The 25,137-nt window shown below is 68.8% G+C and carries 27 protein-coding genes and 2 pseudogenes; 21 read left to right on the forward strand and 8 right to left on the reverse strand.

Annotation, left to right across the window (positions count from 1 at the left end):
• The 6 genes and pseudogenes from H5411_RS48155 to H5411_RS40565 form a co-directional block, all read left to right on the forward strand.
• Window positions 1–244 (forward strand): annotated as a pseudogene (locus H5411_RS48155) (hypothetical protein); the annotation flags it as partial.
• On the forward strand, window positions 192–686 hold the full coding sequence (locus H5411_RS40545; protein WP_143271384.1) for a hypothetical protein: 495 nt from the start codon (window positions 192–194) through the stop codon (window positions 684–686). The pseudogene H5411_RS48155 and the gene H5411_RS40545, both read left to right, overlap by 53 nt.
• Before the next feature lie 256 nt (window positions 687–942).
• Window positions 943–1,479, forward strand: a complete 537-nt coding sequence (locus H5411_RS40550; protein WP_158242473.1) for a recombinase family protein — start codon at window positions 943–945, stop codon at window positions 1,477–1,479.
• The gene (locus tag H5411_RS40555) at window positions 1,479–2,477 is read left to right on the forward strand and encodes an adenine nucleotide alpha hydrolase family protein (protein ID WP_246370162.1); all 999 of its coding nucleotides are present in this window, start codon (window positions 1,479–1,481) and stop codon (window positions 2,475–2,477) included. Before H5411_RS40550 ends, H5411_RS40555 begins: the two co-directional genes overlap by 1 nt.
• Window positions 2,478–2,752: 275 nt before the next feature.
• Complete coding sequence (locus H5411_RS40560) at window positions 2,753–2,929, forward strand: helix-turn-helix domain-containing protein (RefSeq protein ID WP_244194626.1); 177 nt, start codon at window positions 2,753–2,755, stop codon at window positions 2,927–2,929.
• An 84-nt stretch (window positions 2,930–3,013) separates the two neighbouring features.
• A complete protein-coding gene (locus H5411_RS40565; protein ID WP_101436257.1) occupies window positions 3,014–4,492 on the forward strand; it encodes a tyrosine-type recombinase/integrase in 1,479 nt (492 codons plus the stop codon).
• A 133-nt stretch (window positions 4,493–4,625) separates the two neighbouring features.
• Here the strand turns inward: H5411_RS40565 and H5411_RS40570 are convergent, their stop codons facing one another.
• Window positions 4,626–6,104: a helix-turn-helix domain-containing protein gene (locus H5411_RS40570; RefSeq protein WP_101436256.1), complete on the reverse strand. Its 1,479-nt coding sequence runs from the start codon at window positions 6,102–6,104 to the stop codon at window positions 4,626–4,628.
• A gap of 210 nt (window positions 6,105–6,314) precedes the next feature.
• On the opposite strand from H5411_RS40570, the gene H5411_RS48695 reads away from it, so the two are divergent.
• From H5411_RS48695 to H5411_RS40590, 6 genes are all read left to right on the forward strand, one after another.
• A complete protein-coding gene (locus H5411_RS48695; RefSeq protein WP_267903761.1) occupies window positions 6,315–6,440 on the forward strand; it encodes a hypothetical protein in 126 nt (41 codons plus the stop codon).
• Window positions 6,441–6,516: 76 nt separating this feature from the next.
• Window positions 6,517–8,079, forward strand: coding sequence for an asparagine synthase-related protein (locus H5411_RS40575; protein ID WP_101436255.1), 1,563 nt, complete (start codon window positions 6,517–6,519; stop codon window positions 8,077–8,079).
• On the forward strand, window positions 8,076–8,816 hold the full coding sequence (locus H5411_RS40580) for a class I SAM-dependent methyltransferase (protein ID WP_101436254.1): 741 nt from the start codon (window positions 8,076–8,078) through the stop codon (window positions 8,814–8,816). The genes H5411_RS40575 and H5411_RS40580 overlap by 4 nt, the downstream gene beginning before the upstream one ends.
• Before the next feature lie 188 nt (window positions 8,817–9,004).
• Complete coding sequence (locus tag H5411_RS40585; protein ID WP_167441923.1) at window positions 9,005–9,154, forward strand: hypothetical protein; 150 nt, start codon at window positions 9,005–9,007, stop codon at window positions 9,152–9,154.
• A 16-nt stretch (window positions 9,155–9,170) separates the two neighbouring features.
• Window positions 9,171–9,575: a hypothetical protein gene (locus H5411_RS48160; protein ID WP_229857913.1), complete on the forward strand. Its 405-nt coding sequence runs from the start codon at window positions 9,171–9,173 to the stop codon at window positions 9,573–9,575.
• Window positions 9,544–10,347, forward strand: coding sequence for a cupin domain-containing protein (locus tag H5411_RS40590; protein WP_229857911.1), 804 nt, complete (start codon window positions 9,544–9,546; stop codon window positions 10,345–10,347). Before H5411_RS48160 ends, H5411_RS40590 begins: the two co-directional genes overlap by 32 nt.
• Here H5411_RS40590 and H5411_RS40595 read toward each other — a convergent pair.
• The 5 genes from H5411_RS40595 to H5411_RS40615 form a co-directional block, all read right to left on the reverse strand.
• Window positions 10,333–11,172 (reverse strand): hypothetical protein, encoded by an 840-nt coding sequence (locus H5411_RS40595; protein ID WP_233921959.1) that lies wholly within the window; start codon window positions 11,170–11,172, stop codon window positions 10,333–10,335. The genes H5411_RS40590 and H5411_RS40595 overlap by 15 nt on opposite strands.
• Window positions 11,173–11,458: 286 nt before the next feature.
• Window positions 11,459–11,689, reverse strand: a complete 231-nt coding sequence (locus tag H5411_RS40600; RefSeq protein WP_101440864.1) for a CHC2 zinc finger domain-containing protein — start codon at window positions 11,687–11,689, stop codon at window positions 11,459–11,461.
• Between the two features lie 37 nt (window positions 11,690–11,726).
• Window positions 11,727–12,974: a hypothetical protein gene (locus tag H5411_RS40605; protein WP_143271382.1), complete on the reverse strand. Its 1,248-nt coding sequence runs from the start codon at window positions 12,972–12,974 to the stop codon at window positions 11,727–11,729.
• A gap of 303 nt (window positions 12,975–13,277) precedes the next feature.
• Window positions 13,278–13,679, reverse strand: a complete 402-nt coding sequence (locus H5411_RS40610) for a PadR family transcriptional regulator (RefSeq protein WP_158242472.1) — start codon at window positions 13,677–13,679, stop codon at window positions 13,278–13,280.
• 443 nt (window positions 13,680–14,122) lie between these two features.
• Window positions 14,123–15,211: an epoxide hydrolase family protein gene (locus H5411_RS40615; protein ID WP_183126893.1), complete on the reverse strand. Its 1,089-nt coding sequence runs from the start codon at window positions 15,209–15,211 to the stop codon at window positions 14,123–14,125.
• Window positions 15,212–15,256: 45 nt separating this feature from the next.
• Here H5411_RS40615 and H5411_RS40620 point away from each other — a divergent pair, with 45 nt between their 5' ends.
• On the forward strand, window positions 15,257–16,210 hold the full coding sequence (locus H5411_RS40620; protein WP_183126895.1) for a helix-turn-helix transcriptional regulator: 954 nt from the start codon (window positions 15,257–15,259) through the stop codon (window positions 16,208–16,210).
• Here H5411_RS40620 and H5411_RS40625 read toward each other — a convergent pair whose 3' ends face one another.
• Entirely contained in the window at window positions 16,211–16,618 is a 408-nt protein-coding gene (locus H5411_RS40625; RefSeq protein WP_183126896.1) for an acyl-CoA thioesterase, read from the reverse strand.
• A complete protein-coding gene (locus H5411_RS40630) occupies window positions 16,612–17,892 on the reverse strand; it encodes a hydroxyacid-oxoacid transhydrogenase (protein WP_183126898.1) in 1,281 nt (426 codons plus the stop codon). The genes H5411_RS40625 and H5411_RS40630 overlap by 7 nt, the downstream gene beginning before the upstream one ends.
• A 124-nt stretch (window positions 17,893–18,016) precedes the next feature.
• On the opposite strand from H5411_RS40630, the gene H5411_RS40635 reads away from it, so the two are divergent.
• From H5411_RS40635 to H5411_RS40670, 8 genes and pseudogenes are all read left to right on the forward strand, one after another.
• Window positions 18,017–19,660 (forward strand): thiamine pyrophosphate-binding protein, encoded by a 1,644-nt coding sequence (locus tag H5411_RS40635; protein ID WP_183126899.1) that lies wholly within the window; start codon window positions 18,017–18,019, stop codon window positions 19,658–19,660.
• A 297-nt stretch (window positions 19,661–19,957) separates the two neighbouring features.
• Window positions 19,958–20,233 carry a hypothetical protein gene (locus H5411_RS40640; protein ID WP_101436247.1) on the forward strand — a complete coding sequence of 92 codons (276 nt, stop codon included), beginning with the start codon at window positions 19,958–19,960 and terminating at the stop codon, window positions 20,231–20,233.
• Between the two features lie 213 nt (window positions 20,234–20,446).
• Window positions 20,447–20,650 carry a cold-shock protein gene (locus H5411_RS40645; RefSeq protein ID WP_009071749.1) on the forward strand — a complete coding sequence of 68 codons (204 nt, stop codon included), beginning with the start codon at window positions 20,447–20,449 and terminating at the stop codon, window positions 20,648–20,650.
• Between the two features lie 200 nt (window positions 20,651–20,850).
• A complete protein-coding gene (locus H5411_RS40650; protein WP_101436246.1) occupies window positions 20,851–21,072 on the forward strand; it encodes a heavy-metal-associated domain-containing protein in 222 nt (73 codons plus the stop codon).
• A 145-nt stretch (window positions 21,073–21,217) separates the two neighbouring features.
• Window positions 21,218–22,273, forward strand: a complete 1,056-nt coding sequence (locus H5411_RS40655; protein WP_101436245.1) for an ATP-NAD kinase family protein — start codon at window positions 21,218–21,220, stop codon at window positions 22,271–22,273.
• A gap of 91 nt (window positions 22,274–22,364) precedes the next feature.
• On the forward strand, window positions 22,365–23,753 hold the full coding sequence (locus H5411_RS40660; RefSeq protein ID WP_101436244.1) for a hypothetical protein: 1,389 nt from the start codon (window positions 22,365–22,367) through the stop codon (window positions 23,751–23,753).
• Window positions 23,750–24,715, forward strand: coding sequence for a glutamate ABC transporter substrate-binding protein (locus H5411_RS40665; protein WP_244194625.1), 966 nt, complete (start codon window positions 23,750–23,752; stop codon window positions 24,713–24,715). Before H5411_RS40660 ends, H5411_RS40665 begins: the two co-directional genes overlap by 4 nt.
• Before the next feature lie 83 nt (window positions 24,716–24,798).
• Window positions 24,799–25,137 (forward strand): annotated as a pseudogene (locus H5411_RS40670) (serine/threonine protein kinase); the annotation flags it as partial.

The following is a 25,137-nucleotide window of genomic DNA, read 5'->3' on the forward strand; positions in this document are numbered from 1 at the left end:
AATCTCCGCCGCGTCACGACAAGGAGGCCCGTCGCTCTTGGACACTCTACGACTTCTGCCGACCCCGCGGGCGACCGACGGCACGAAAGGCTGCCCCGCGCAGCGCGGCTCGAAGGGCGATCTGATGCTGCCCTCGGTCGTCATCGCCGTCACCACGCCCAAGCCGAAGACCCGGGTACGGAAGGAGGTGAGTGACCGTGGCAACCGCCCGCGCCCCGCGCGCCCGCCGCGCCGCCCGCGGTGAACCCGGGCCGGTGGACTGGGGTGAGTACGCCGCCGCCGTGCACCGCTGGGAACTCATCACCGGCCGACCCGCGCCGTACCCGACGCAACCCGGACGGCACGCACGTCCCGTGCTCGCGCCGCCGTTCGTCGAATGGCTCATGGGCCTGCCCCCGGGCTGGGTCACCGCCGAACATCTCGACCTTCCCCGCACCGCACAACTCCGGGCGCTGGGCAACGGAGTCATGCCCCAGCAAGCCGCGCACGCACTACGCCTCCTGCTGGACGACCTGACCCACCTGCACCGTCCGCCCTGCCACCCGTCGGCCAGCGCGACCCGGGACACCAAGACCCGCGCGAGCCGCCCTGCCGCAGCGCGCGGCGGCTCGACGCGCCCATCCGGTGCCGTCCGGGCCTCGACTGCCGCGCGTGGTCGACGCAGCGGTACCTCCTCGCGCCGCTGAACCTGTGGCGCTCCGGGGTGAGGACACCGCCGAGCCCGCCCCGGAGCGCCACGCTCCACCCGCTTCCGCAGCCCGACTTTTGAAGGGGCTCTTCGCCATGCCCATACACCGCAGGACACGCCGCCCCGCGACCCGTCTGCGCCGCTGGGTCCGTACCGCCCGCCACCGCCTCCGCGTCGCGCTGCGATACCGGCGGCCACCGAACCGAGCACTCGCCAGCCACACGCCTTCCGGTGTTCAGCCTGCGCAGCATCCGGTGACGCGACGGTCGGCCGAGGCGATCGCGGTCCTGATCCGCGCGGGCTGGAATGTTCACCACCCGCCATATGGCTACACCACGATGACCGTGACCGGAGCGCAGAGCCGACGCGGTACTCCCCGCACCCGCCTGACACCGGACCCGTGCCGTGCCCCGGTGGTGCAGGACGTCTTCTACTGGCGCGCGGTCACCGGCCTGTCCGTCGAGGACATCACCGCGCGGCTCGACGCCGATCACGGCCGCTACCCGCCGCCCGGGACGCACCTCTCCTGGCCGCCCGCAGCAGTCGCCTCGATCTTGACCAACATCAAATACACGGGCTACCAGGCGACTGGCACCCGCGACGAGAACGGTGCGTTCCGTCCCGTCGAGCAATGGGTGCTGTCCGACCAGCCCGCGCATCGCGCCCTGGTCACCCCCGCGCTGTTCTGGGCCGCGCAAGATCCCGCGACCAGCGTGCGGCGCATCCCGCACCGGCTTCTCACGCCGGTCCACGGATTCGCCGCCCACGGTGACGGGAAGGAGGTGTGGTGATGATGGCATCGCGTCCACCGTCCGCAGCGCGCGCCGCCACGTCGCGCCCGCCGACACGGTCGTCAGCGCGCCGCCGTCCGTCCACGACACCGGCGGCCCACCGATCGGGCACGCCGCGTCGCGAGCGCTATCCCGGTCGGCCGCGCGGCCGATTCCTGAGCCTTGGTGCCGGGGTGCAGAGCCTGTCGGTGTTTCTGCTCGCGTGCGAGGGCCGGATCCCGCGTTTCGACGCCGCCTTGTTCGCCGACACAGGCTGGGAACCCAAGCAGGTCTACGCCCAGCTGGACATCGCACGCCGGATCGGTGCGCGGGCCGGGATACCGGTGCTGACGGTGTCCAATGGCAACATTCGCCACGACGCCCTGAACCCCAACGCACGCTTCGTGACGATGCCGTTGTTCGTCAAAAACCCTGATGGCTCAAGGGGAATGGCGCGGCGGCAATGTACTGGTGACTATAAAATTCGGCCCCTGAAGAAAGCGGTCCGAGAGATCCTCGGCTACCCGCATCCGCTGCGCGTGCCGCGCGGGGTGTTCGTCGACCAGGCCATCGGTATCTCCACTGACGAATTCCACCGTGCCAAGGACTCCGATGTCAACTACACCCGCAACATCTTCCCTCTGCTGGACCTCGGGATGTCGCGTTCGGACTGCCTGGCCTACTTGCGCGAGCGCGGCCTGGGCGACGTGGTGAAAAGTTCGTGCATCGGTTGCCCGTACTCGGGCAACTCCCGGCTGCGGTTCATCCGCGACACCGATCCGCAGGCGTGGACGGATCTGATCGAGTTCGACAAGGCGATCCGCAACGGCAGTCCTCGCGCCAACGCTGAGGGAAAACCGTTGCGCGGCCAGTTCTTCATCCACCGCTCCCTGCTGCCGTTGGACGAAGTCGACCTCGACGCCACCCGCGGCCGACCCGGCATCGAGGAAGACGATCCCGACGGCTGCTCTCCGTTCTCGTGCCGCAGCGGTCCTGCCGCCACGGTGCCGGTGCCGTAAGGGCCGACAGCTGCGTCCCGGGCTTGTCGTGCCGGGCCTGACAGCGTCGCTGGGCGCCGTTCCGGCGTTCCACGCTTAACGCCGTCGGGTGCCCGTTCCGTGTTGGTCAGTGCCCGCGCACGAGAACCCCTGCTCTACCGCCGAACCCACCATCGCCTCGCCGCGAGGAGGTTGCTGTGCACGATCTCGACCGTCTCCGCCCCGCCACACCTGACTCGACAACCACGGCCGCGTCGTCACCGGCGTGGTCGCGCGAACGACTCGGGGACCTCGGCGTGACCACCGACCTGATGACCGCCGCCCGCATGCTCGGCATCGGCCGCACCACGGCCTACAAACTCGCCCGCGCCGGAACCTTCCCGGTGCCGGCGGTCCGCGTCGGCCGCAGCTACCGCATCCCCGTCGCGCGTGTGATCGAGCTACTCGGGCTGGACAAAGAGCCTCATGCCTGACGCTTCCCCTCTGCGCGCACCGGAGCGTCCATGGCCCCTGTCCGAACGCGACACCCACGGATTGCGGGAAAGGAAAAATCCGCGATGACTTTCAAAGGCACCACCTACAAACGTTGCACCTGCACGAAGCCCGGCACCAAGAAACAACTCGGCTCCCAATGCCCGAAACTCAAGCGCGCCAACGGCATGTGGAGTTCCAACCACGGAACCTGGTCGTTTCAAGCCGAGCTTCCCAAAACCCACGACGGGAGCCGCCGCACCCGCAGGCGGCACGGCTTCGCCTCCCAGACTGACGCACAAGAACAACTGGGAAAAATCGCCGATCTCGTCGAACTCGGTGAAGGACGCGGCGACACCGCACTCGCCACGATCGGCGACCTCATCGACAACCGGCTGCGCACCGGCGAACCGTTCCCCACACCGGACGAGGTCGCCCAGCAGCTCGATGCGGGCAACGCCAGCCTCGGAGCCATGCCCACCGTCGGCGAATGGCTGACCAGTTGGATCACCACTCGCAAGAAGATCAGGGAAGGAACCCGGATCGCCTACCAGTTCCACATCACCAACTGGCTGATCCCGCACCTGGGCCACTACCGGCTCGACGCGCTCACCGTCGACCACATCTCCCGGATGTTCGACGCGATGGCCGAACGCAACGACACCATCACCGCAGCCAAGGACAGCGACGACCCCGAGGTCCGCAAGACCGCGCACGGTCTGCGGGTCATGGGCGCGGCCACCATGCAGCGCTACCGCGCCACCCTGCGCGCCGCGCTCAACGCCGCCATCCGCGCCCAGAAAATCACCTTCAACCCGGCCGCCTACGTCGAGCTGCCTTCCGGGCGCCGCCCGAAGGCTCTGTTGTGGACACCGGACCGGGTCGAGCGGTGGCAGCGCACCGGACAGAAACCGTCGCGGGTCATGGTGTGGACACCCGAGCAGATCGGAAAGTTCCTCGACCAAGCAGAGGGGCACCCCTACTACGCGCTGTTCCACCTCATCGCCTACCGGGGCCTGCGGCGCGGTGAAGCCTGTGGGCTGCCGTGGTGGAACATCGAGCTGTCCAACCGGTCGATCACCATCTCCACCGCGATCGTGCAGCTGGGCTGGAAGGCCGAGTTCGGCGAGCCTAAGAGCGAAGCCTCCGGCCGCATCATCGCCCTCGACGAAGCCACCACCCTGGTGCTGCGGCGGCAGAAGAAACACCAGAACGAATTGCGCGCGGCGGCCGGAACCGCATGGTTGGAGCACGAGCTGGTGTGCACCGAACGCGACGGCAGCCCGCTGCACCCGGCCAAGCTCACCGACGCTTTCCACGCCATCGCCGACGCCGCCGAACTTCCGCCCGTGCGCCTGCACGACCTTCGCCACGGGGCCGCCACACTCATGCTCGCGGCTGGGGCGGACCTCAAAGTCGTGCAGGAACTACTCGGCCACTCCACCATCGCGGTCACCGCCGACACCTACGCCCACGTTCTGCCCGAACTGGCCCGTGAGACCGCCGAAGCCGCCGCGTCCATCGTCCCGCGCAACCAGCGGCGCAATCGGCCCACCGCCGCCTGACCTACCACGGGACACCCCGAAACAAGAAAAACCGGGACACGACCATCCACAATGGATGGTCGTGTCCCGGTTTTCTCCGTGCTTTGCTGTGAAGCGCGTCGCCGCGCCCTCCGCGAATCCTTGTGCCGTTGGCTTATCGGGGAAAGAGCGTCGCGCGGTGGGCCCACGCCAGATGCAGCGCTGCGGCGGCACCCGGTGAGAGATGTCCCTGTTCCCGAAGTTCGCGCAGCGTGTTCTCTTCGAACGGGAGAGCGCGGGCCGAGACCGTGCCCTCGGAGTTCGAGCTGACGGCACTGGCGAACATCGTGTCGTAGAGATCTGGCTCGATGACCGCGACCGTCAGGATGTCTCCGCAGAGGGTCAGCGCGTCGAGCGTGAGGCCGAGGCACCAGACCTGGATGGCGCCCAGACGGTAGGCGTCATCGAGCGCGGCGAAGGGTTCGAGGTCGCTGTAGGCGATGGGGTGCCCGCTGCCGTCGTACTCGTCGTGTCCGAGCAGTTCCTCGGCGAGTTCCCGTTCGATGTTGCGCCACAAGGAGAAGTCTTCGGCGACAGCGGCGGGCAGGACGCTGGAGGGCTGGAAGATCCCGGCGGGCATGAGGTGGGTCATGCCACCGCCGCCGGCGACTCGGCCGCCGTCTCGCTGGTGGAGCACCATGCTGGGGGATTCGCCGCCGCGGATCGTGAGGGTGCCGACGGCGCCCATGAGCGGGCGGCGGGACAGGTCGAACGGGTCCGCGATCAGCTTGCGGAAGGCCAGGTTCCGCCACGACGGTTTGGTGGTGATCACCTCGCCGTGTCGATCCCGGGTCAGGTGGTGCAGGGCGGTTTCGTGTGCGAGCGCCTCGTTGGTGTCCATCGAGTCGAAAAAGCCCATGTGCCCGAAGGTCATCCGGATCGTGCGCGCCGACCAGTCCAGCCCGGTCAGCCGGAAGCACAACCTGTTCTCGAACAGGCGCGGCGCGGCGAGTTCGCGGATCGCATCATGGTAGCGGCGAAAACGGTGCGCAGGGGTGGCCAGCGGGCGTACGGCGGAAGTCTCGGGTTCGCCACCGGTAAGCGCGGGGAGGGCGGCGTCGGAGTCCAGCGTCAACGTCACCGCACCCAGAGGTACGGGCGTCGCCGGGATCCAGTCCGGCCGGGTGATGACGCCGGTGTGTACCAGCCCGGGGACGCGGTAGCCCGGGTAGAGGCCCTCGGCGACGAGCGCGAGCGCTCGCCGGGTGCTGCCGAGCGCGGTGCGGACCGCGAGCCACCGCTGCCGGTCCCCGACCACGTCCGGGCTCTCGTCCGGCGCCGCGGACGCGACGGCAGCCCCGGCGGTGTCGGGCGGCCGGCTGGCCTGGATCTGGGGTCGATGGAAACCGAGTTCGGGGATGGAGACGCCGAAGTACTCGGCGAGCAGTCGCTGATAGAGCCGCTTCGGGGATTCCGTCTCCCCGGACTCCCACCGGTACACCGACTTCTTGGTCAGCGTCAGGTGCCGGTTGTGCTTCGTGGTCGCCAGCCGGTTGAGTTCCTCGGCCAGCTCCTGCTGCGACAGGGCCCGCTCGATCCGCAGGGCGACCAAGGTCTCGTTCGGCGAGCGGAACGGGTTCGAGGAGCCAGCCATATGCACACAGTAAGCGAGCCGGGACGCTGGGCAGATGCCGAAGTCCGCTGCCTGTCCCCACAACGTCCACGATTCGGGTACCGCCCGCCCGCCATCCGGGGTCGAACGACGGCAAACGTGCTGGTGAAATGGGGTAAGCGCGTCGATCGGCGCGTTCACCACGGCGGGCCTACCCAGCTTGCCGCGGGTTCAGCACACGAAGGAGTCGAGATGGACCTGGACGCGATGTTCACCGGAGACCTAGTGCTCGGTGTGCCCTCGTCGGAGAGCCTCTACGCACCGAAGATGCCTGGCGACGCCGACGGCAACGACAAGGGCGACCACTGCGCCAGCTGACCGGACGCCCACATCCGCCGCGGCTCGGGCGGCTCGCGCCGCCTGAGCCGCACGGTGGAAAGGACCTGAACCCGACATGCTTTCGTTCCGCCTGGCGCTGAGCGACCTGACCCGACCGGCGTGGCACTGGGATAGCGATCGATGGCGCTGCGGCGAGAGCTGGGTCCAGCCGATCTCCCACCCGGCACTGCGTCACGAGATCGACCACGACGCGCGAGCGACCACGATCCTGGTGCGTGACCTCGCCAGCCCGGTGACCCTGGCAGGACCGGCGCATCCCGTGGAGGGCGGCGACGGCGCGAATGGCACTTCCCGTGGCGACGCACTGGTACTGCAGCTGCAGCCGGGACGGGTCACCCTCACCGCCGGCATCGGCGGCACCGTACCGCTGTATCTGGCCTCCGACGGCGAGGTACTGCACGGGAGCTGGAACCTGCCCGCGCTGCGCGGACTCCTCCAGCCGACCCAGCTACAGGATCGTGCCGTGGCACGCGCCTTGACCAGGCGGCACCGCTACAGCAGCGACACCTTGTTCACCGACGTGACCATGCTGACCGAACGTGCGATCGCGACCTTCACCACGGCGGGCTTCCAGCTCACCTACCCGACCCCGGCCGAACACGTTACGCACGCGCGGGACCTGCGCCCCGGTGCCGACCCTCGCGATGGGCTCGCCTACCTGCTCACGGAGGCACTGCACCCGTGGCGCGCCAGTGGTGCCGCGATGGGGCTGGAACTGTCCGGCGGCCTGGACTCCGCCACCGTCGCGATCGCCGCACACGAGCCCGCAGGACCCGCACTGCGGACCTTCGGGCTCCTTGTCGAGGGAGCCCTCGGTGCCGAGCAGCACCGTCGTCGCGTCGCGATCGCCGACCGCGTCGGCGCGACCGACGACATTCTGCGAGCGCACGAGCATGCCCCGTTCTGCGCCGGCGGCATCCGTGCCAGCGGCGCCGCCCACGATCCCCGCGGCGAGTTTTACCGCGAAGCGTTCGAAGCCCTCGCCGACCGCGCTGCCCACCGTGGCGTCACGATCATGCTGACCGGCAACGGCGGCGACGAGATCATGGCACCCCGCATCGACGAACTGCCCCCACTCCCACCCCAGAGCTTCGCCGAAGTGTCCTGGCTGGGGCCCCGAACCCGAGACGCCGTCGCCGCGATCGACGACAACCTGGCGCCCTCCGCCGTGCTGCCGACACCGACCCTGATGGGGTTCGCGATCCACCACCCCGCCTACCTGCGCGCGGGAATCTGGCCGGTCACGCCGTTCACCCATCCCCGTCTGGTGCGCTTCGCCGAACAGCTCCCGCTCGAGGTCCGCCGCGGCAAGAAGCTCTACCGCGACTTCCTCACCCGCGCCGACCTGCCGTCGTTCGTCACCCACCCCCAGCGCACGGAGCACTTCCGGGACCTCATGCAACACGGCCTGCGCCACCACGGACTACCACTCGCCGAACGTCTGCTCGCCGAAGGCATGCTGCTCGCCGACCACGGCTTCATCGACCCCGACGCCCTGAAGCGCACCGTGCGCGACGCGCATCAGAGCGCTACCGTGCCGTCCGTGCTGTGCGACACCCTCGTCCTCGAAGTCGGCCTGCGCTCCCTGCTGGCCCCGGAACCCGCCCCCGTCGCATGAGCCTGGCCGAGCACAACATCGCCTACCGGCGCCCCGACCTCTACGACGCCCTGACCCGCGACAGCACCGCCGCCGCGACCTGTCAGCGCCTCATCGATGACTACGGGGCCGTCCCTGCCGGGAGCGTTCTCGACCTCGGCTGCGGCACCGCCCGCGACCTGGCGGCACTCGCCGACAGCCACGACTGCGTCGGCGTGGACCTCCAGCCCGCGCTGATCGACCACGCACGACATCAACACCCCGAGTTGGACCTGCGCGTCGGCGACCTGCGCACGATCCGACTGGACCGCACCTTCGACACGATCCTCTGCCTCGGCAACTCCCTGGCATATCTGCACCACAACGATGACATCCGCGCCGCCTTCGCCACGTTCGCCGCCCACGCCCACCGCGGCACCCTGCTGATCCTCGTCACCCAGATCGCCCCCACCCTCATCGCCACACCGACCCGCGGCCGCGTGGAGGCGGCAGGCATCCAGGCCGAGGTGATCACCGAGCACAGCTGGGACGCCCGCACCCAGATCGCCACCCTGCGCCGCACCTGGCAGCTCGACGACGGCACCCCCGAAATCGACCTCATCCGGCGCCGAGTCCTATTCCCCCGCGAACTGGAGCTCCACGCCACCCTCACCGGGTTCCGCCCCGCGGCGTTATTCACCGATCCGCGGAACCACACCGGCCCGCTCACCGGTTCCACCGCGCACTTCGTCGCCAGGTACAACCCCGCAGCGCCATAACCACGAGGGACCGGCGTCAATGACGGAAACTCAGCCGCGCCGAGTTCGTCGTTCACGCCGGGCACTCGCCGCGCCCACCGGCGGGAACTGAGTGTGATCGTGGGTAAACCCGAATGGCGCTAGGCAGCGGCACGGGCATCAGGCCAGCGTGGAGAGGGAACGGCCACGAACGAAGGGGAGCCCTTTTCATGGATGAGCACGATGACCTGGTGATCAGTGTGCGAAGGGTGCCGGTGGTTCGCGACCGAATGGACCTCACACACGGCGATCCCTCCACCTCGGGTGGCGGTGACGGGCACGGCGATGCGGGCGGCGACGGTCTGAACATCCCGGAATAGCCGCGTGGATCACCACTTGGTCAAGGAGATCGAGAAGGCGCTCGGCTGGAGCGGCCCGCAGCCCCTCGGCCAGGGTTTCGCGGTCGGCAGTATGACCGCCCCCGAACTGTGCGCTCGGATCATGACGCCGGCCAAGCTGCTGGATGTGATCATGCGGCGGTCGCTGTCGGCGCCGCAGTTCCGCTGTTTCAAGGGCGGCGACGAGCTCCACCCGGATGCCTACCTCGGCAACGTCGTTTCCCGGCGGGGGCAGAGCATGCCGATGGCACGAATGGACCGGCTCGGCCAGCTGATCGACTCCGGGTGCACGATCGTGCTCGACACGTTGGATGCCTTCGACGCCACCATGGAGATCGCCTGCCTGGCACTCCAGTGGTGGGCGCGAGCTGGTGCAAGTCAACACCTACCTGACGACGAATGACGCGGCGGGATTCAACCTGCACTGGGACGACCACGACGTGATCATCGTGCAGCTCGGCGGCGAAAAGGCGTGGGAAGTGCGCGGATTGTCGCGGCCGGCGCCGATGTACCGCGACGCCGAGCACAACGACGAGCCGAGTGAGAAGATCGTCTGGTCCGGCACCCTGAAGGCCGGCGACGTCATGCACATTCCCCGCGGCTTCTGGCACCAGGCCACGCGCGTCAACCAGGGCTCGGGATTCAGCCTGCACGCCACGTTCGGGTTCGTGAAGCGAACCGGCGTGGACTGGATGAGCTGGCTCGCTGACCAGGCCCGTCAGGACGTGGAATTCCGCCACGACCTCGAGCGCTGGAACGCTCCCGACGAGCAACTCCCACGGCGGGTGACCGAGCTGGCCGCGCGATTCCCGCAGGCCGCCTACCTGACCGCTCGGGAACAGGAACGTCCACCGCGACGACGCGTGGTGACCTCTGGCGTGTTCGGCCCGGTCACCGACGTGGTGTGCCTCACCGACTTCCCGCCGCACATCATCCCGGACGGATCGACCGTACAAGTGATCGCCGTGGGCACGGAGCTGACGTTCGCAGGGCGTGCGGAACCGGCGCTGCGCGCGCTGCTGTCGGGCAACCCGACCAACATCGAGCAGGTCACCGCGGCCACCGGCGTTGACGCGGCGGTACTCGCCAAGGCGCTGCTCGACGCAGGGGTGTGCGCGGAACTGACTGGCGATCTGGCGGCTGGCTATGCCGGATGGTGCTCAGCCAGTACGTAGCTCGGCGAGCAGCACGTCGGCCGCCGCCGTCGCCGGTACGGACAGCGGTGTCGGCGTTCCCCGCCGACGCGCGACGCGGATCGCGTTTGCGCATTGGAGCAGCTGTGCGAGCTTGCCTGACCGGGTTTCCAGGTCGTCGGCGAACTCTCGTTGCACCCGTGCGGCTACCGCAGGGTCGGGCAATGCGGACTGCCACAAGCACGCGGCGTCGTGCCCGCGCGGCGCGAGGCCCCAGTCCTCCCAGTCGATGAGGTGGGCGTCGGTGGACAAGTTCGCCCAGTGCACGTCGGTGTGCGCGGTCGCCCACTCGTCCACCTGGGTATCAACGTCGTCGAAGACCTCGCTGATCCGCTTCGTCAGGTGTGCTTGACTCATCCCGACCCGTTCGGTCGGGTGCGCGGCCAACGCGGTGAGGGACTCGTGCAAGCTCGCCCACCATGCTTTCGGCAGGCCGGCCGCCGTGGCGAGGTCGCCGACCGGCGGGGCTGTGATTCGTTCCAGCTCGTCCGCGCGCCACACGATGTCGCGAGCAGGGTCGGACCACGTGGTGCTCTGATACCAGGCGGGCTTCTTCACACCCCGGATCGTCGCGGCGGCTTCCAGGCCAACCCAGACCGCGCTGTTGATCCGCCATCGCTGACGGCGCTCGATGCGGACCCAGGTGTCGGCGCTCGTGCGGAATCCCTCGGTGGCTCCGTGGATGCCATACACGACGGAGGCCCGGTCGAGGCGCACATCCAGAGCGCGCTCGACTTGGCCGAGCACGTCGTCATGTTGCTGCTCGCGGACGTCGAACACCGTGGGCGTGGGCGAGGCAGCAGTCACGACTCATTCTCCGGCACAGAGTCAGGCTACCGGCCGTCGTCACCGTGAACGAGGTTCGTACGACGGGCGTGGCAAGCTCACGATCACGGGCGTAGCTCCGTGCTGAGCCCCCATCCCGGCCCTCGATCATTGCTGGCCGACTGGACAGCAACGGGCCGAAAAGGGGCAATGCCTGTCCGGCGATAACCGAATCCGTACCTGGGTACACCCTTTCCGGGCCAGCGCTAAGGCAGAGGAATCCGGCCGGATGACCGAAATCCGCCGTCGACGCGTTCGTGTGTCTGCGTCAGGGGCACTGGATGCGGGCGGCGAAGGTGGGCGCCGTGCCGCCTTCGCCGCACCCGAAGCAGTGGTAGGTGCCGTGGGTCGAGCGGACCTGGAAGGTCGTCGACGTACAGAACGGACAGCGGCCGTACCACCGACCGGGACCGTGCTCACGCAGCACGACGTGGCGGGCGACCACGGTCAGGATGTCGCTGCCGTGTGCCGGGTCCGGGGTGGCTGTGGCGGTGGTCATCGCGGCCACCGTAGCGGTGCTGACCGACACTGTGTCGTCACGTGGACTCGGTTGCGGGTGGCAGCGTGAGGGGCTCAGCGCGCTCGTGCAGGGCGGAGTCCCGTCCCAGCGCGGTATGGAAGAACGTCGTCGCGACGACCGAGCAGGGTGCTGGCAGAGCCGTCAGTGCCTTCGGTTCGGCCTCGCCCGTGGTGATCTGCCGGAGGTACCAGCGTAGGCGCTGCAGGACCTGGTTGGTGGCCTCGCGGACGTTGGCCAGGTGTCCCTGGCGGAGTTGCTCGTGCGCACGCCCGGTCGCGATCTCGATCAGGTACACCGCCTCTGCCAGCGTCAGCGTGTCGGCGAGGCGTCCCATTACGTCCCGTTCGAGGTCGTGGCGAGGTGCGGGCAGTCCGTGGTCGTGCAGCGTTCGGATCAGGTAGCCGGTGTTCTCGGCGTGCAGCAGTTTGCGGCACTCGACCGCGCGCTGCCGGTGCCATCGTTCGGGCCATGGGCCGGTCAACGCTGCCACGAGGTCAGCGGCGAGGGCCTCGTTGCGCAGGCTGGTCGGCCCTGGTCCAGGCGCGGTCAACCGCGCGGTCTCGAAGTCCAGCGACACCTCCTGGGTCCGGCTGTGTACGGCGCGATATCCCGAGGACGGGCAGTCCGGATGCGGGAACAACGCCCCCGCTTTGACCAGCTCCCGCAGTCGTGCGCGGCCGTCGAGGTCCGTTCCCGCGTAACGCGGCACCAGCCTTCGCCGCCACCGTTCCAGTGGCGTAGTCGAGGTGAACGCGCTGTCGAAGGGCACCCGGAATACCGCCAGCAGGCTCACCGCCTCCCGCAGCGACAAGGCCGCCACCTTCACCGGCGGCTGCTCGTCGTACCAGCCGTGGTCCTCGCGCCACCGTGTCACGGCGACCGCTCGGTCCGCCGCGTCGACCGCGGACGCGCGGCACGGTGCGCACGCCTGGACCTCGCTGGCCTCCAGCAGCTTGAGCACCTTCTGATAGTCGGGCCGGTTGTCGACATGGACACGGGCACCGCAGCCGGGACACGACACTGCCGGAACATGCGCCCGGACTCGCTTGCGCAGATAGTAGGCCAAGCCCGGGATCCGTTCTCGGGCTAGCGCCGGGCGCTCGTCGTAGGCCCGTCGCTCCAGATCGCCGACTTTGTAGACGAACTTCCCGTCGGCATCCAGGAGCCAGTAGTCCCGGGCCAGCTGCTGCTCCCACGGATCCTCCGTGACGAACTCCAGCACCGGACGCCGATCGCGCTGCCCCGATTCCTTTAGACCTGACACCGCCCGCTCACCTCGCACCCGGCCATCACGGACGACAGCACCGATGGCCGTTCGCCCTCGATCCGTGCCCGCATCACCCTCGACGGTAGTTCGGCATAGAGACGAGTCACCGTATTGACCCAGCAAGCGGCATGGCGAACGAACCGGGCGGTCCACCGATCGCCCGAGCCTGACGCAACGGCGGCAGTGGTGGTACAGCCACAGGATCATCCGTGCCCTGCTGGCGTGCCAACGGGCACGTCGAAAGACCGCGCCGGACGGGCAGCCACCCCAGCCGATCGGCGGACGGCCCACGCGGGCTCCTCAAGGCCCGTCGTCGGAGCCCAACACAGCCTCGACCAGCGCATCCACGTCGAACTCGGCGCCCGGCACTCCGGGCACGTCCAACAAGTCCGCCACCCTGAACAACGGATCGCCCGCACCCAGGTCCAACACGACGGCCACCGCACGCAAGCGCTCAGCGACCACCGTCTCCCGCCGCATCACGCCCCACTGCTCGGCCAACGCCCGACCGGCATCAGTCAAGGCGAACCAGCGCCGTGGTGTCCCGTGCCGTGCGGGCTCGACACGCGCCTCCCGCACGAACCCCCGCTCCGCCAACCGCGCGAGCAACTTGTAGATCGACGGAGCCCGCAGCCCGGTCAGCCGAGCGATCTCAGCGCCGAACGACTCAAACCCGGGCGAATGCGTGATCGCCGAAAGCACCCGCGCTGAAACAATCGAGTAGTTAATAGTCGACACAGTTGATCATAGAATCGCCAGCCCGGAGATATATACCGAAAATTCGAGGCAAAACTGATTCCCAAAAGGCGGATAGCGGTGGACCCGGGGCGCGGCACACCGCGCACCTGCGGTGGCCTGCGATGGGTACCCCCAGGCCGATGTCGGTCTCCGATTGGGCTCCGTTGCTCACAGAGCACCCGATACGCCGCGACACTGCCCGACATCAGCGCACGCGAAAAATGCCGCCTGACCTGCACGGATTAGCCCTGGGCGGCACTATGCGACACTCGTTGACACGGCAAACCCGGGGATTAAAAGTCCGCAGCTCTACCAATTGAGCTAACGGCCCGCGCGCTCAGTCTAGCGGGCGGCACCCGGCCCCTCGCCGGGGTGGGTACCCACCCGATCCGCCCCGGCATCCCACCTCATCGCATTGAGCGGACCTGCGCGATGAACCTCCCAAGGTCCGCCGCATAAGCCTCCGGCTGGTCCATCGCGATGAAGTGGTGTCCAGCCGGGTTGTCGACCGGCCAGTGGACGATCTCCGACTCTCGCTCCGCCAGCCGACGGATCCCCGGCACGCCGCTGTACACGCCGGTCGGCGCGGCCTTCTGTCCTCGCGGCCAGGCGAACCCGGTGCTCGAGTAGAACGACCACGACGACGTCCCGAACGTCTCGGTGAACCAGTACACGCTCAGGTTCGTCAGGAACGCGTCCAGCATCTCGTCCAGCGGCTTCCCACCGGCGTTGAACTCGTGGAACTTCTGCGCCATCCACGCCAGCGCCGCCACGGGGGAGTCGTTCCAGCCGTACGCGAACGTCTGCGGCGCGGCGCGCAGGAGGCCGTGGTGGTCGACGCCGTTCATCCAGTCCTGGGACATCATCTCGGCGAACGCCGCACGCTCCGCCGAGTCCAGTTCGGGCAGGTCGGCTTCCGTCGGAATCCCCAGGCCAGCCGTGAGGTAGACCCCGAGCACCGGGCCGACCCGCGCGACTTCGGGGGCGACATAGGCACCGAGGTCGCCGCCTTGGACGACGTAGTCGCGGTAGCCCAGGCGGTGCATCAGAGCGGCCCACGCGCGGGCCACGCGGGCGGCGTCCCAGTCTGGGCCAGGGGCGGAGGAGAAGCCGAAACCGGGCAGGGACGGGACCACGACGTGGAAGTCCGACAGGTGCTCGATCAAGGCCGCGAACTCGACGAAGGAGTTCGGCCAGCCGTGTGTCAGCAACACCGGCGTGACGTCCGGCGTGGCGGACGGGACGTGCAGGAAGTGCAGGTCGACGCCGTCGATTTCAGTGTGGAACTGGGGGAATTCGTTCAGCCGGGCTTCGTGGACACGCCAGTCGTAACCGGTGGCCCAGTAGGACGCGACCTCTCGCAGCCAGTCGACCGGGACGCCGCGTTCCCAGCCGTCGCCAGGCAGTTGTGCTGGCCAGCGGGTCTGCGTGAGCCGGGCGCGCAGATCGGCCAGGGCGGCGTCGGAGATGTCGATGCGGAACGGGCGAATGGTCATGACGAGAACGCTAGAGACCATGTAGGTCAGATATCGTCCTAGATCATGAGCGCGGCGCGGCTGTTGCAGTTGCTGTCCTTGTTGCAGACGCCGAGGCAGTGGCCGGGCAGTGAGCTGGCGGAGCGGCTGGGCGTCGAGGGCCGCACGGTTCGCCGGGACATCGAGCGGCTGCGGGAGCTCGGGTATCCGGCCGAGGCGACGATGGGCGCGGAGGGCGGATATCGCCTGGTCGCGGGCAGTGCGATGCCGCCGTTGCTGCTCGACGACGAGGAAGCGGTCGCGATCGCGGTCGGGTTGCGGATGGCGTCCGGGCACGCGGTGACGGGGATCGACGAGGCGTCGGTGCGTGCGCTCGCGAAGCTGGAGCGGGTCCTGCCGTCGCGGCTGAGGCGCCGGGTGAGCGTGGTCAGCGGCGCGACGGTGCCGTTGCCGCTGAACGACGGGCCGCGCGTGGATCCGGAGTCGCTCACGGTCCTGGCCACGGCGATCGCCAACCGCGAGCGGCTGCGGTTCGGCTATCTGGCCAACGACGGCACGGCGACGAAAAGGCTGGTCGAACCGCATCATCTGGTGTCGTCCGGCCGTCGCTGGTACCTGCTGGCGTTCGACAGCGATCGGGACGACTGGCGGGTCTTCCGCGTCGATCGCATCGAAAAACCGCAGGCCATCGGGACCCGTTTCAACAAAAGAGACCTGCCTGCCAAGGACCCGGCGGCGTACGTGACCACAAAACTGCACACCTCCCGTCCGACGCATCGCGCGGTGGTCACCGTGCGCGCGCCGGCGGACGAGGTGGCGCGGATTTGGGGCGCGGCAAGCGAAGTGACCGCGGTCGACGACCGGACCTGCCGCGTCGTCAGCCCGGCCGACACCTTGGAGTGGCTGGCGTTCCGGCTGACCAGCCTCGGCCGCGAGTTCGAGGTGCACGAACCGCCGGAGCTGGCGGAGCACCTGCGCGAACTCGGCGGCCGGGCCCTGCGCGCGGTCAGTCCTGCGTGATCAAACAGTCAGTTCCGCCAACGATTCCCGCAGCTTTCCCGTCACTTCCACCGGCCGCCGGGATTCGCGGTCCACGAACACGTGCACGAAATGTCCTTCCGCCACCAAGGTTTCCGAGGCCGTGTACATCCCGATCTCGTACCGCACGCTCGACCGGCCGAGGTGCGCCACCCGCAGCCCGATCCGCAGCGTGTCCGGGAACGAAACCGAAGCGTGGTAAGCACAATGCGATTCCACGCACAGCCCGATCGCCGGCCCGGACTCGATGTCGAGACCGCCGCGTTCGATCAGCCAGGTGTTGATGACGGTGTCCATCAGCGAGTAGTGCACCACGTTGTTCACGTGGCCGTAGACGTCGTTGTCCTTCCATCGCAACGGAACCGTCTGCCAATGCGGATAGCTCACCACAGCTGCACCGAATCCCGCAGGATTCCCGCCAAGTCCTTTTCGGACGGTGTGCGCGGCGCGGTGGCCAGCAATCGTTGCTGCTTCAGCGTTCCCTCCACCAGAGAGTCCACATCGGACTTGCTGTAGCCGACCGCGCCGATCCCGGCGGGAAGGCCGATGTCGCGCATCAGCGAGGTCAGCACGGCGGGCAGGTGGTCGGCGAAGTCGCCGGACCATTCGAAATCCGGAGCCAGCAACCGGGCGACGCGCTGGTGCCGTTCCGGGTTCGCGGCGAAGGTGAAGCGGAACGCGGCGGGCGCGGTGAGCGAGACGGCCATGCCGTGCGGCACCATCGCTTCGTCACCGGGATAGCCGTCGGGGTGGAAATCCCGGACCTGTCCGGCGATCGGATACGCGTTGGCGTGCGGGATGTGCACGCCGGCGTTGCCGAAGCCGAGCCCGGCGAACGTCGCGGCCAGTGCCATCGCCTCGCGCGCGGCCATGTCGTCGCCGTCGCGCACCGCGGCGGGCAGGGCCCACGACAGCAGCTGCAGCGACTTCTCCGCGAACATGTCCGCCAGCGGATTCGCGCCGCAGTACGGCACGCGCTCCTCCGGTCGTTTCCGGCCGAACTCGGTGTAGGGCTTGGCGGTGTAGCTCTCCGCGGCGTGGCACAGGATGTCCATTCCGCTCGCGGCGGTGACCCCGGCGGGCTGGCTGACCGTGAGCCGCGGGTCCACGACGGCGAGCGTCGGGCGCAGCCGCAGGTGGCTGATCCCGCTCTTCACCCGCAGCGACAGCACGTCCAGCACGCACACGGTAGTGCTTTCCGAGCCGGTTCCGGTCGTCGTCGGCACCGCGACCAGTGGTTTCAGCGGGTGCGCCGGCGCGCGGCCGCCGCCGACCGGCGCGTTGACGTAGTCCATCAGCTCGCCGTCGTTGCTGGTCAGCAGGTTGGCGGCCTTCGCGGTGTCGATGCTGGAGCCGCCGCCGACCGCGACGAACGCGTCGTACGGGCCGGTTCCGCGGGCGAAGTCCACGGCCTTCTGCAGGCTGACGTCGGTGGGCTCGACGTGCACGCCGTCGAATGTCTCGGCCGCGATCCCGTAGCCGCGAATGCCCTCGGCGATCCGCTCTGGCCACCCGGTCGCCGCGACGACCGGGTCGGTCACCACGAGCACGCGGCGCGCGCCGAACTGGCCCAGATCGTATCCGATCTCGTCGCTCGCCCCGGTTCCGTACTTGAGCGCCGGAGCCCCATAAGTGAAAACAGTCTCATGTTCGGCGGATGTCACGACGGCGTCCTCCCAACTGGTGGGCAGCCCGATCCGGCAATCGGCACAATCCGGCGGCGAGTTTTTCAAGATCACTTGACGCCGGTTCACGGTGCCGCCCTAAGCTCTCCTCATTAGATACCAAGTGGGAACCACCGTCGCGCAAACGGCCGTACGCGTCTTGAACGAGGCCCGGGTCCGCCGGGTGTACGCGGTCGTCGGCGAGTCGTTCCTGGAATTGCTCGACGCGCTGCGCCGCGAGCGCGATGTCACGCTCGTTTCGGCCCGCCACGATTCGGGCGCGGCCTTCATGGCCGAGGCCGAGGGCAAGCTCACCGAACGTCCCGCCGTGCTGCTCGCCAGCCGCGGTCCGAGCGCCGCGGCGCTGGTCATGGGCGTGCAGACGGCATATCAGGACGAGACGCCGATGGTGGTGCTGCTCGAAACCCCGCCGCTCGACCCGGTGCTCACCGGCGAGGTCCCGACGTCGGATTCGACCGCGATGTTCGAATCGATCGCCAAATGGTGCGTCCGTGCGGACGATCCCGACGACGTGCCGCATCTGCTCGCCGAGGGCCTCGCCCGGTGTCGCGAAGGACGGCCGGGCCCGGTGGTGATCGGCGTGCCGAGCGACGCGTGGGGCGTCCCGTACGACTCGGCCAAACCGGTGGCGAAGGTTCGCCCGCCTGCCACCGGAACGCTGGGCCGTTCGGCGGAAGCGGTCGCCGGGCTGGTGGACGAAGCGCGGTATCCGGTGGTCATCGTCGGCGGGCGCGCGCGGTCGGCGCGGGACGAGCTGATCGCGGTGGCCGACGAGCTGGCGCTCCCGGTGTACAACGCTTTCCGCCGCCAGGACGCGTTCCCGGAGAACCACGCGCGCTACGCCGGACACCTCGGCCTCGGCATCCCCGCGCGGCAGCTCGACGCACTGGAACGTGCCGACCTTGTGCTCGCGCTCGGCACTCAGCTCGACGAAGTCACGACGCAGGGCTTCCGCTATCCGACTCCGCAGCAGACGCTCGTCCTTGTCGGCACTGGCATCGACGAACAGCGCCGCCGCGGCCTGACGTTCCGTGTGGACACTGAGGTCGAGCCGTTCCTGAAGGAGCTGCGTGCGATCGCTTCGCCGCGTACGCGCAGAGCGTCGGCCGCGAACGCCGCCGTGCACACCTTCATGACACCGCCGAACACAAGCGACAACACGCGCGTACATCCGGTCGACGTCGTGCGCGCGCTGCGAAAGCTCGCGCCCGAGGACACCATCGTCACGAGCGACGCCGGCAACTTCGCGCAGTTCATGCACCGCTACTGGTGCTTCACCGCTCCGCGCAGCCAGCTCGGTCCGAGCAACGCTGCGATGGGGTACGCGGTGCCTGCGGCCGTAGCGGCCAAGCTCGCCGAGCCGCGACGCGCTGTCGTCGCGATGGTCGGCGACGCGGGCACGCTCATGACAGGGCAAGAGATCGAGACCGCTGTGCGTTACCGCGCGCCGGTGATGGTGGTCGTGTTCCAGAACGGCTTGCACGGTCCGCTCGCGATGCATCAGGCGCGTACGCACGGACGGCTGTCCGGAGTAACCATCCCGCTGACTGACTTCGCTTCGTGGGCGCGAGGGCTCGGCGCTGCGGGGTACACGGTGGACGATCGCGAACGGCTCGAACCGATCATCGCGAGCGCGCTCGTGCGGCAGCGGCCGTGCGTGATCGACGTCCGGACAGACCCGGACGTGGTGACGCCGGACGTCCGGCTGAGCACGCTTCTCGGAGCGGCGCGTCCTTCCTCGACCTGAAATCTTCCTGAGAACACAAGGAAACGCCGGGAATGTTCAGTGGCTGGACGGGGTTGGCTCGGGTAGCCTGACTTCAGTTCCCGGGGTTCGGCATCCGGACTCGGCTCGCGCGGTTCGCTTCGGCCCGCGTCCGGTTGGGGAAATTCCCGGGTGGACACGTTCCCCGGCTCGGTTCGCGGCCATTCGCGCGTTTCAGGGGTGGGAACAACCGGTTTCGGCCGGGTTTTTGTCGGTGCCGGATGGCACCATCGCGGTCATCCCCCGCGTGGCGCGGGGAAGGAACGAGGGGAGTTCGTCATGGCCGACGAAAAGGACGGGAAATCCCGTACCGCAGGGGCGACCGCTCGCGGCCGCGCCCGGTCCGCGCGGGCCGGTGCGCTGGTGTCCGTGGTGAGCGAGGAGCCGGAGCGCGGCGACGTCGCGGAGGTGCCTGCCCAGACCCGGTCCGGCGTGGTTCCGGTGCTGTTCAGCGCCAGCGCGGAAGCCCACGACGTAGCCGTGGTCGTGCCCGACCAGGGAGCCGACTGGCGGTCGCCGTTCGGCGAGCCGCTGCGCCACGCCAGCGGGGAGTGACCCCGGTCGCGGGACTTTCGGGTGAGTCGGCTTGTCCGCGCCCGCTCCGCTGTGCTTTACTTTAGTTGGTCTCGATTTTTGTGTTCGTGGTTTAGCACGCTCGCAGAACTCAGCGGGCGTGGTCCTCCTCTCCGGGGAACGCATCTCGCCCGTGTCTGGGCCCAGGACGTCGGTCGGCTTCCTGTTTTGGTGTTATGTATGGAGATTGTTTAGATGACTGAGGGCACCGTGAAGTGGTTCAACTCCGAGAAGGGGTTCGGCTTCATCACTCCCGACAACGGCGGCGGCGACGTCTTCGTGCACTACAGCGAGATCCAGGGCAACGGTTTCCGTACCCTCGAGGAGAACGCTCGCGTGCAGTTCGAGATCGGCCAGGGCCAGAAGGGCCCGCAGGCCACGTCGGTCAGCCTGATCTGACCTGCGTTTAATCGCTAAGTCGCCACCACTCCCGGTTGCGGGGGTGGTGGCTTCTTTCGTCTCCGCGGCCGGATCGCGACCGGATCGCCGCCGAGGCGTCTCACGATGCGGATCCTGTTGCCCGCCAAGGCTTTGGGTCCCTGACCGGCCATTGTGGATCACCCGATCGTGGCCTGTCCGGAGCTCGTAGGCTCGCGGGCATGAGCGAAAACACTTATCTCGTCACCGGGATGTCCTGCGGCCACTGCGCGCAGTCGGTCACCGAAGAACTGACCGAGGTGCCCGGCGTCGAGAACGTGACCGTCGACGTCGAAACCGGACACGTGACGGTCCGCAGCGCCGAAGTCCTCGACGAGGCCGCCGTCCGCGCCGCTGTCGAAGAAGCCGGGTACACCTGCGAAGGACTTGCTTCTCTCGTCTGAACGACGGGTAGCCACGCCAGAACCCAGGGTAGGCTCTGGCCGGCGTGGAGGGCACGGGCGACGCAACGTCCGTGCAACCCTTTCCTCCGCGCGACCGGACGCGTGTGCTGGTCCCCTGGCGACAGCGGACTTGGGGGGATGCTCGATGGGGGAAGTCGTTGCGGGAATCGTGGCGAACCCGGCGTCCGGACAGGACATCCGAAGACTCGTCACACAGGCGTCGGCCTTCCCGGTCGAGGAGAAGGCCAACCTGGTGCGCCGGCTGCTGTCGGCGTTCGCGGTGACCGGCGTCGACCGTGCGCTGCTGTCCAGCGACCTGGGCGGCATCTCCGCCGCCGTGCTGCGCGATCTCGGCAGCGATCCGCTGCCTGAGGTGGACTTCTGCGACGAGGACACGCTCACCGGCACCGCGCAGGACACCATCAACGCGGTGCGCCAGATGGTCGACGCCGGGGCCGGCGTGATCGTGTGCCTCGGCGGCGACGGCACTGCCCGGGTCGCCGCGAAGGCGTGCGGCGACGTCCCGCTGCTCGCGTTGCCGACTGGCACCAACAACGCTTTCCCGCAGGCCGGAGAGGCCACCGTGGCCGGGCTCGCCGCCGGGATGGTCGCGAGCGGCCAGGTCGACGCCGACCTCGTGACCCAGCGGGTCAGCATGCTCGAGGTCGTCACGAAGAACCGCCGCGAGATCGCGCTGGTGGACGTCGCGGTCTCGATGAACAAACACGTCGGCGCGAAGGCGCTTTGGGATCCGACTGCGCTCACTGAGCTGTATTGCACCTTTGCCGAGCCGGATGGCATTGGCCTGTCGAGCATTGCCGGACAGCTGTGTCCTAGTTCTCGTTCCAGTGCGGACGGTGTGGCGCTTCAGCTTGGCCCGGTCGACAGCTCCGCGTACGTGGTGCACGCCGCGATCGCGCCCGGCGTCGTGCGTCCTGTCGGCGTACGCGGCTGGGGAGTGCTGCGTCCCGGCGTACGCGTCGACCTTGCCGCAGGTGGCGGCGTTATCGCGGTAGACGGAGAACGCGAGCTGGAGCTGAAGAACGGCGAAGGTGCGTACGTCGAACTGCGCGCGGACGGTCCGTGGTGCGTCGACGTACGCGCGGCTATGGCCGAAGCGGCAACCCAGGGGTTGCTACGCAGCAGCGCTATCAGCCGAACCGGTGAGAAAGGCCGAAGCCACGGTCGGTGCGCTGGCTGAGATCACGTGCAGGTGACACCTTCCGGGTGTCGTTCGCTGCGGCTTGCCCGACCGGCTACCTTCTGCGAGTGGCACACGGGGAGGATCGGGGATGAGCAGCACTGCGACGCGGCCGGAAACGACTGCCGAGCCCCCACCGGAGGAATTTCGGGGCCGCAGCGGAATCGCCGGGCTGCTGGACTTGCCCGGCCAGGCGGTGCGCGCGGTCGTCAGATCCACGACCACCACGCCCGGCAAACTGTCGCTGATCGCGGTCGCCCTGGTGCTGCTTTCGCTGGTGGCCGGCCTTGTGGGCGTGTTGTCCGTGCAAGACAAGGACAACACGATCAACGGCCTGATCGATCACCGGGAACCTCTCGCGGGGGCGGCGCAGCAGGTGTTCCGCTCGCTGTCGGACGCGGACGCGACCGCGGCCAGCGCCTTCCTTTCCGTCGGCACCGAACCGCCCGCGCTGCGGAAGCGGTACGAGCAGGACATCGCCGAAGCGGGAGCCGCGCTCGCCCGCGCGGCGTCCGACACCACCGACGTCGGCGACGCCGCCCACCAGGTGGACATCCTGAACCAGAAGGTCCCGGTCTACACCGGAATCGTCGAGACCGCGCGCGCGAACAACCGGCAGGGTTTCCCGTCCGGCGCTTCGTATCTGCGCGAGGCTTCGCAGCTGATGCGCTCGACGATCCTGCCCGCCGCGGACGCGCTCTACAACGCGCACACCAAGAAGCTTTTCGACGAGCAGGACAGCAGCAGCGACGTGCCGTGGGCGGCGGTCGCGTTGATCGCCGCGCTCCTCGCGGCGCTCGTGGCCGCGCAGATCTACCTGACCCGGCGGACGAACCGGGTGCTGAACATCGGGCTGCTCGTCGCCACCGGCTGCGTCGTGCTGACGCTGCTGTGGGGCGCGGTCGCGCTCATCGTGCAGGGCAGTCTCGTCGCGACCGGGCGCACCGATGGCACCTCGCAGGTCGACATCCTAGTGCGGGCCCGGATCTACGCGCTGCAGGCCCGCGCGGACGAAACCCTCACTCTGGTCGCGCGCGGCGACGGCGGCGCGTACGAACAGCAGTTCATCCAGTTGGCCGAAAAGCTCGTCGGAGCCGACGGCAAGGGCGGTCTGCTCGGCGACGCTCGCGGTCTCGCCTCCGGCACCACGGGGGAGCAGAAGATCGAAGCGGCGGAACAGGCCGCGCGCGAATGGTCGCTGGCCCACCTTCAGGTCCGCCGCCTCGACGACGGCGGGCAGTACCAGGAGGCGGTCGACTTCGCGACGAGCGTGAGCCCGAACAGCGCGGCCGCCGCATTCGCCCGGCTCGACACGAACCTCCAGGCCGCGATCGACGTCTGCCGTCAGGAATTCCTCGACAGCACCAGATCCGGCGACAACGCGCTCACCGCGCTCGCGGCGGGCGTCGGCGTGCTGGCGGTGCTCGCCGCGGGCGGCATCACAGTCGGCGTGCGAGAGAGACTGAGGGAGTACCGGTGATCCGGTCGCGGCACTTCGTCCGGACTGCCGTGCTCGCGGTGGTCGCGGTTCTCGCCGCCGCCTGCGGGACGGCGAGCCAGCAGATGGAGGCCGCACCGGTCACCGACGCGGCCTGGCCGACCCCGGCGGGTGTCGGCGGCCCGGACGCCGCGGCCGGCGGCGATTCCGACACCAGCTGCAACCCGCTGGTCAGTCTCGCGCCGAATGGTCTGGACACCTCGGGGCCGAGCCTGCAGAAGATCAAACAGCGCGGGAAGCTCATCGCGGGCGTCGACCAGACGACCTATCTCTTCGGCTTCCGGAATCCGAAGACCGGCAAGCTCGAGGGCTTCGACATCGATCTCGTCAACGAGATCGCCAAGCAGATCTTCGGTTCCGACGGGCACGTGCAGTACCGGGCGATCACGTCCTCGCAGCGGGAAACCGTGCTGAAGGAACACCAGGTCGACGTGGTGGTCCGGACCTACAGCATCACCTGCGCCCGGCGGAAGCAGGTGCAGTTCTCGTCGGTGTACTACGTGGCCGGGCAGAAGATCCTGGTGCCGAAGTCGTCGAACGCGCAGTCGCTGGCCGACCTCGCCGGGAAACGCGTGTGCGCGGCGGCGAAGTCGACCTCGCTCGCGAAGATCGCCACCGACCCGGCCAAACCGGTCGCGGTGTCGGTGTCGAACTGGTCGGACTGCCTGGTGATGCTGCAGCAGAGCCAGGTCGACGCGGTGTCCACGGACGACACGATCCTGGCGGGCATGGCCGCGCAGGACCCGACGGTGAAGGTCGTGGGAGACCCGATGACGCAGGAGAATTACGGCGTCGGCATCCCGAAGGACGAGGAGGACCTGGTCCGCTTCGTGAACGCGGTGCTGGACAAGATCCGCGGCGACGGCACCTGGGCGAACAGTTACCAGACCTGGGTCGGCTCCCGGCTGGGACCGGCGAACCCGCCGTCCCCGCAATACGGGTGACCAGGGCGGTCTCGCAGCGCCGAGGCGGCGCAAGTTGTACTTTTTGAGCGGCAGGTTTGCCGCGGGGAGCTCGGGAGGTAGTTGTGTCGGAGGAGGCGCGCCGTCCTCGGCACGCAGCACCGGACGGGGACGGCGACGAGGCGAAAACCGCGGACCAGCCGTCCGAGCGGGGCGAGGCGGCCGACGCTTCGTGGACCCCGCCGCCGCCGGTGCGCTGGGACACCCCGGAACCGTCGGTGTCCGGGCGGTTGAACCCGCAGGCGGATCCCGATGCCGAGACGTTGATCAACGCTCCGGTGCAGCGTCCGCAGGGTGCTCAGGGCGGACAGCCCGGTCAGCCCGGTCAGCCCGGACAGCAGGCGCAGCGGGGGCCGTCCGCCCCGGCCGCTCAGCCGGGGCAGGCCCAGCAGGCAGCCCAGCCA

The sequence above is a fragment of the Amycolatopsis echigonensis genome (assembly GCF_014174495.1).
Lineage (GTDB): Bacteria > Actinomycetota > Actinomycetes > Mycobacteriales > Pseudonocardiaceae > Amycolatopsis > Amycolatopsis echigonensis.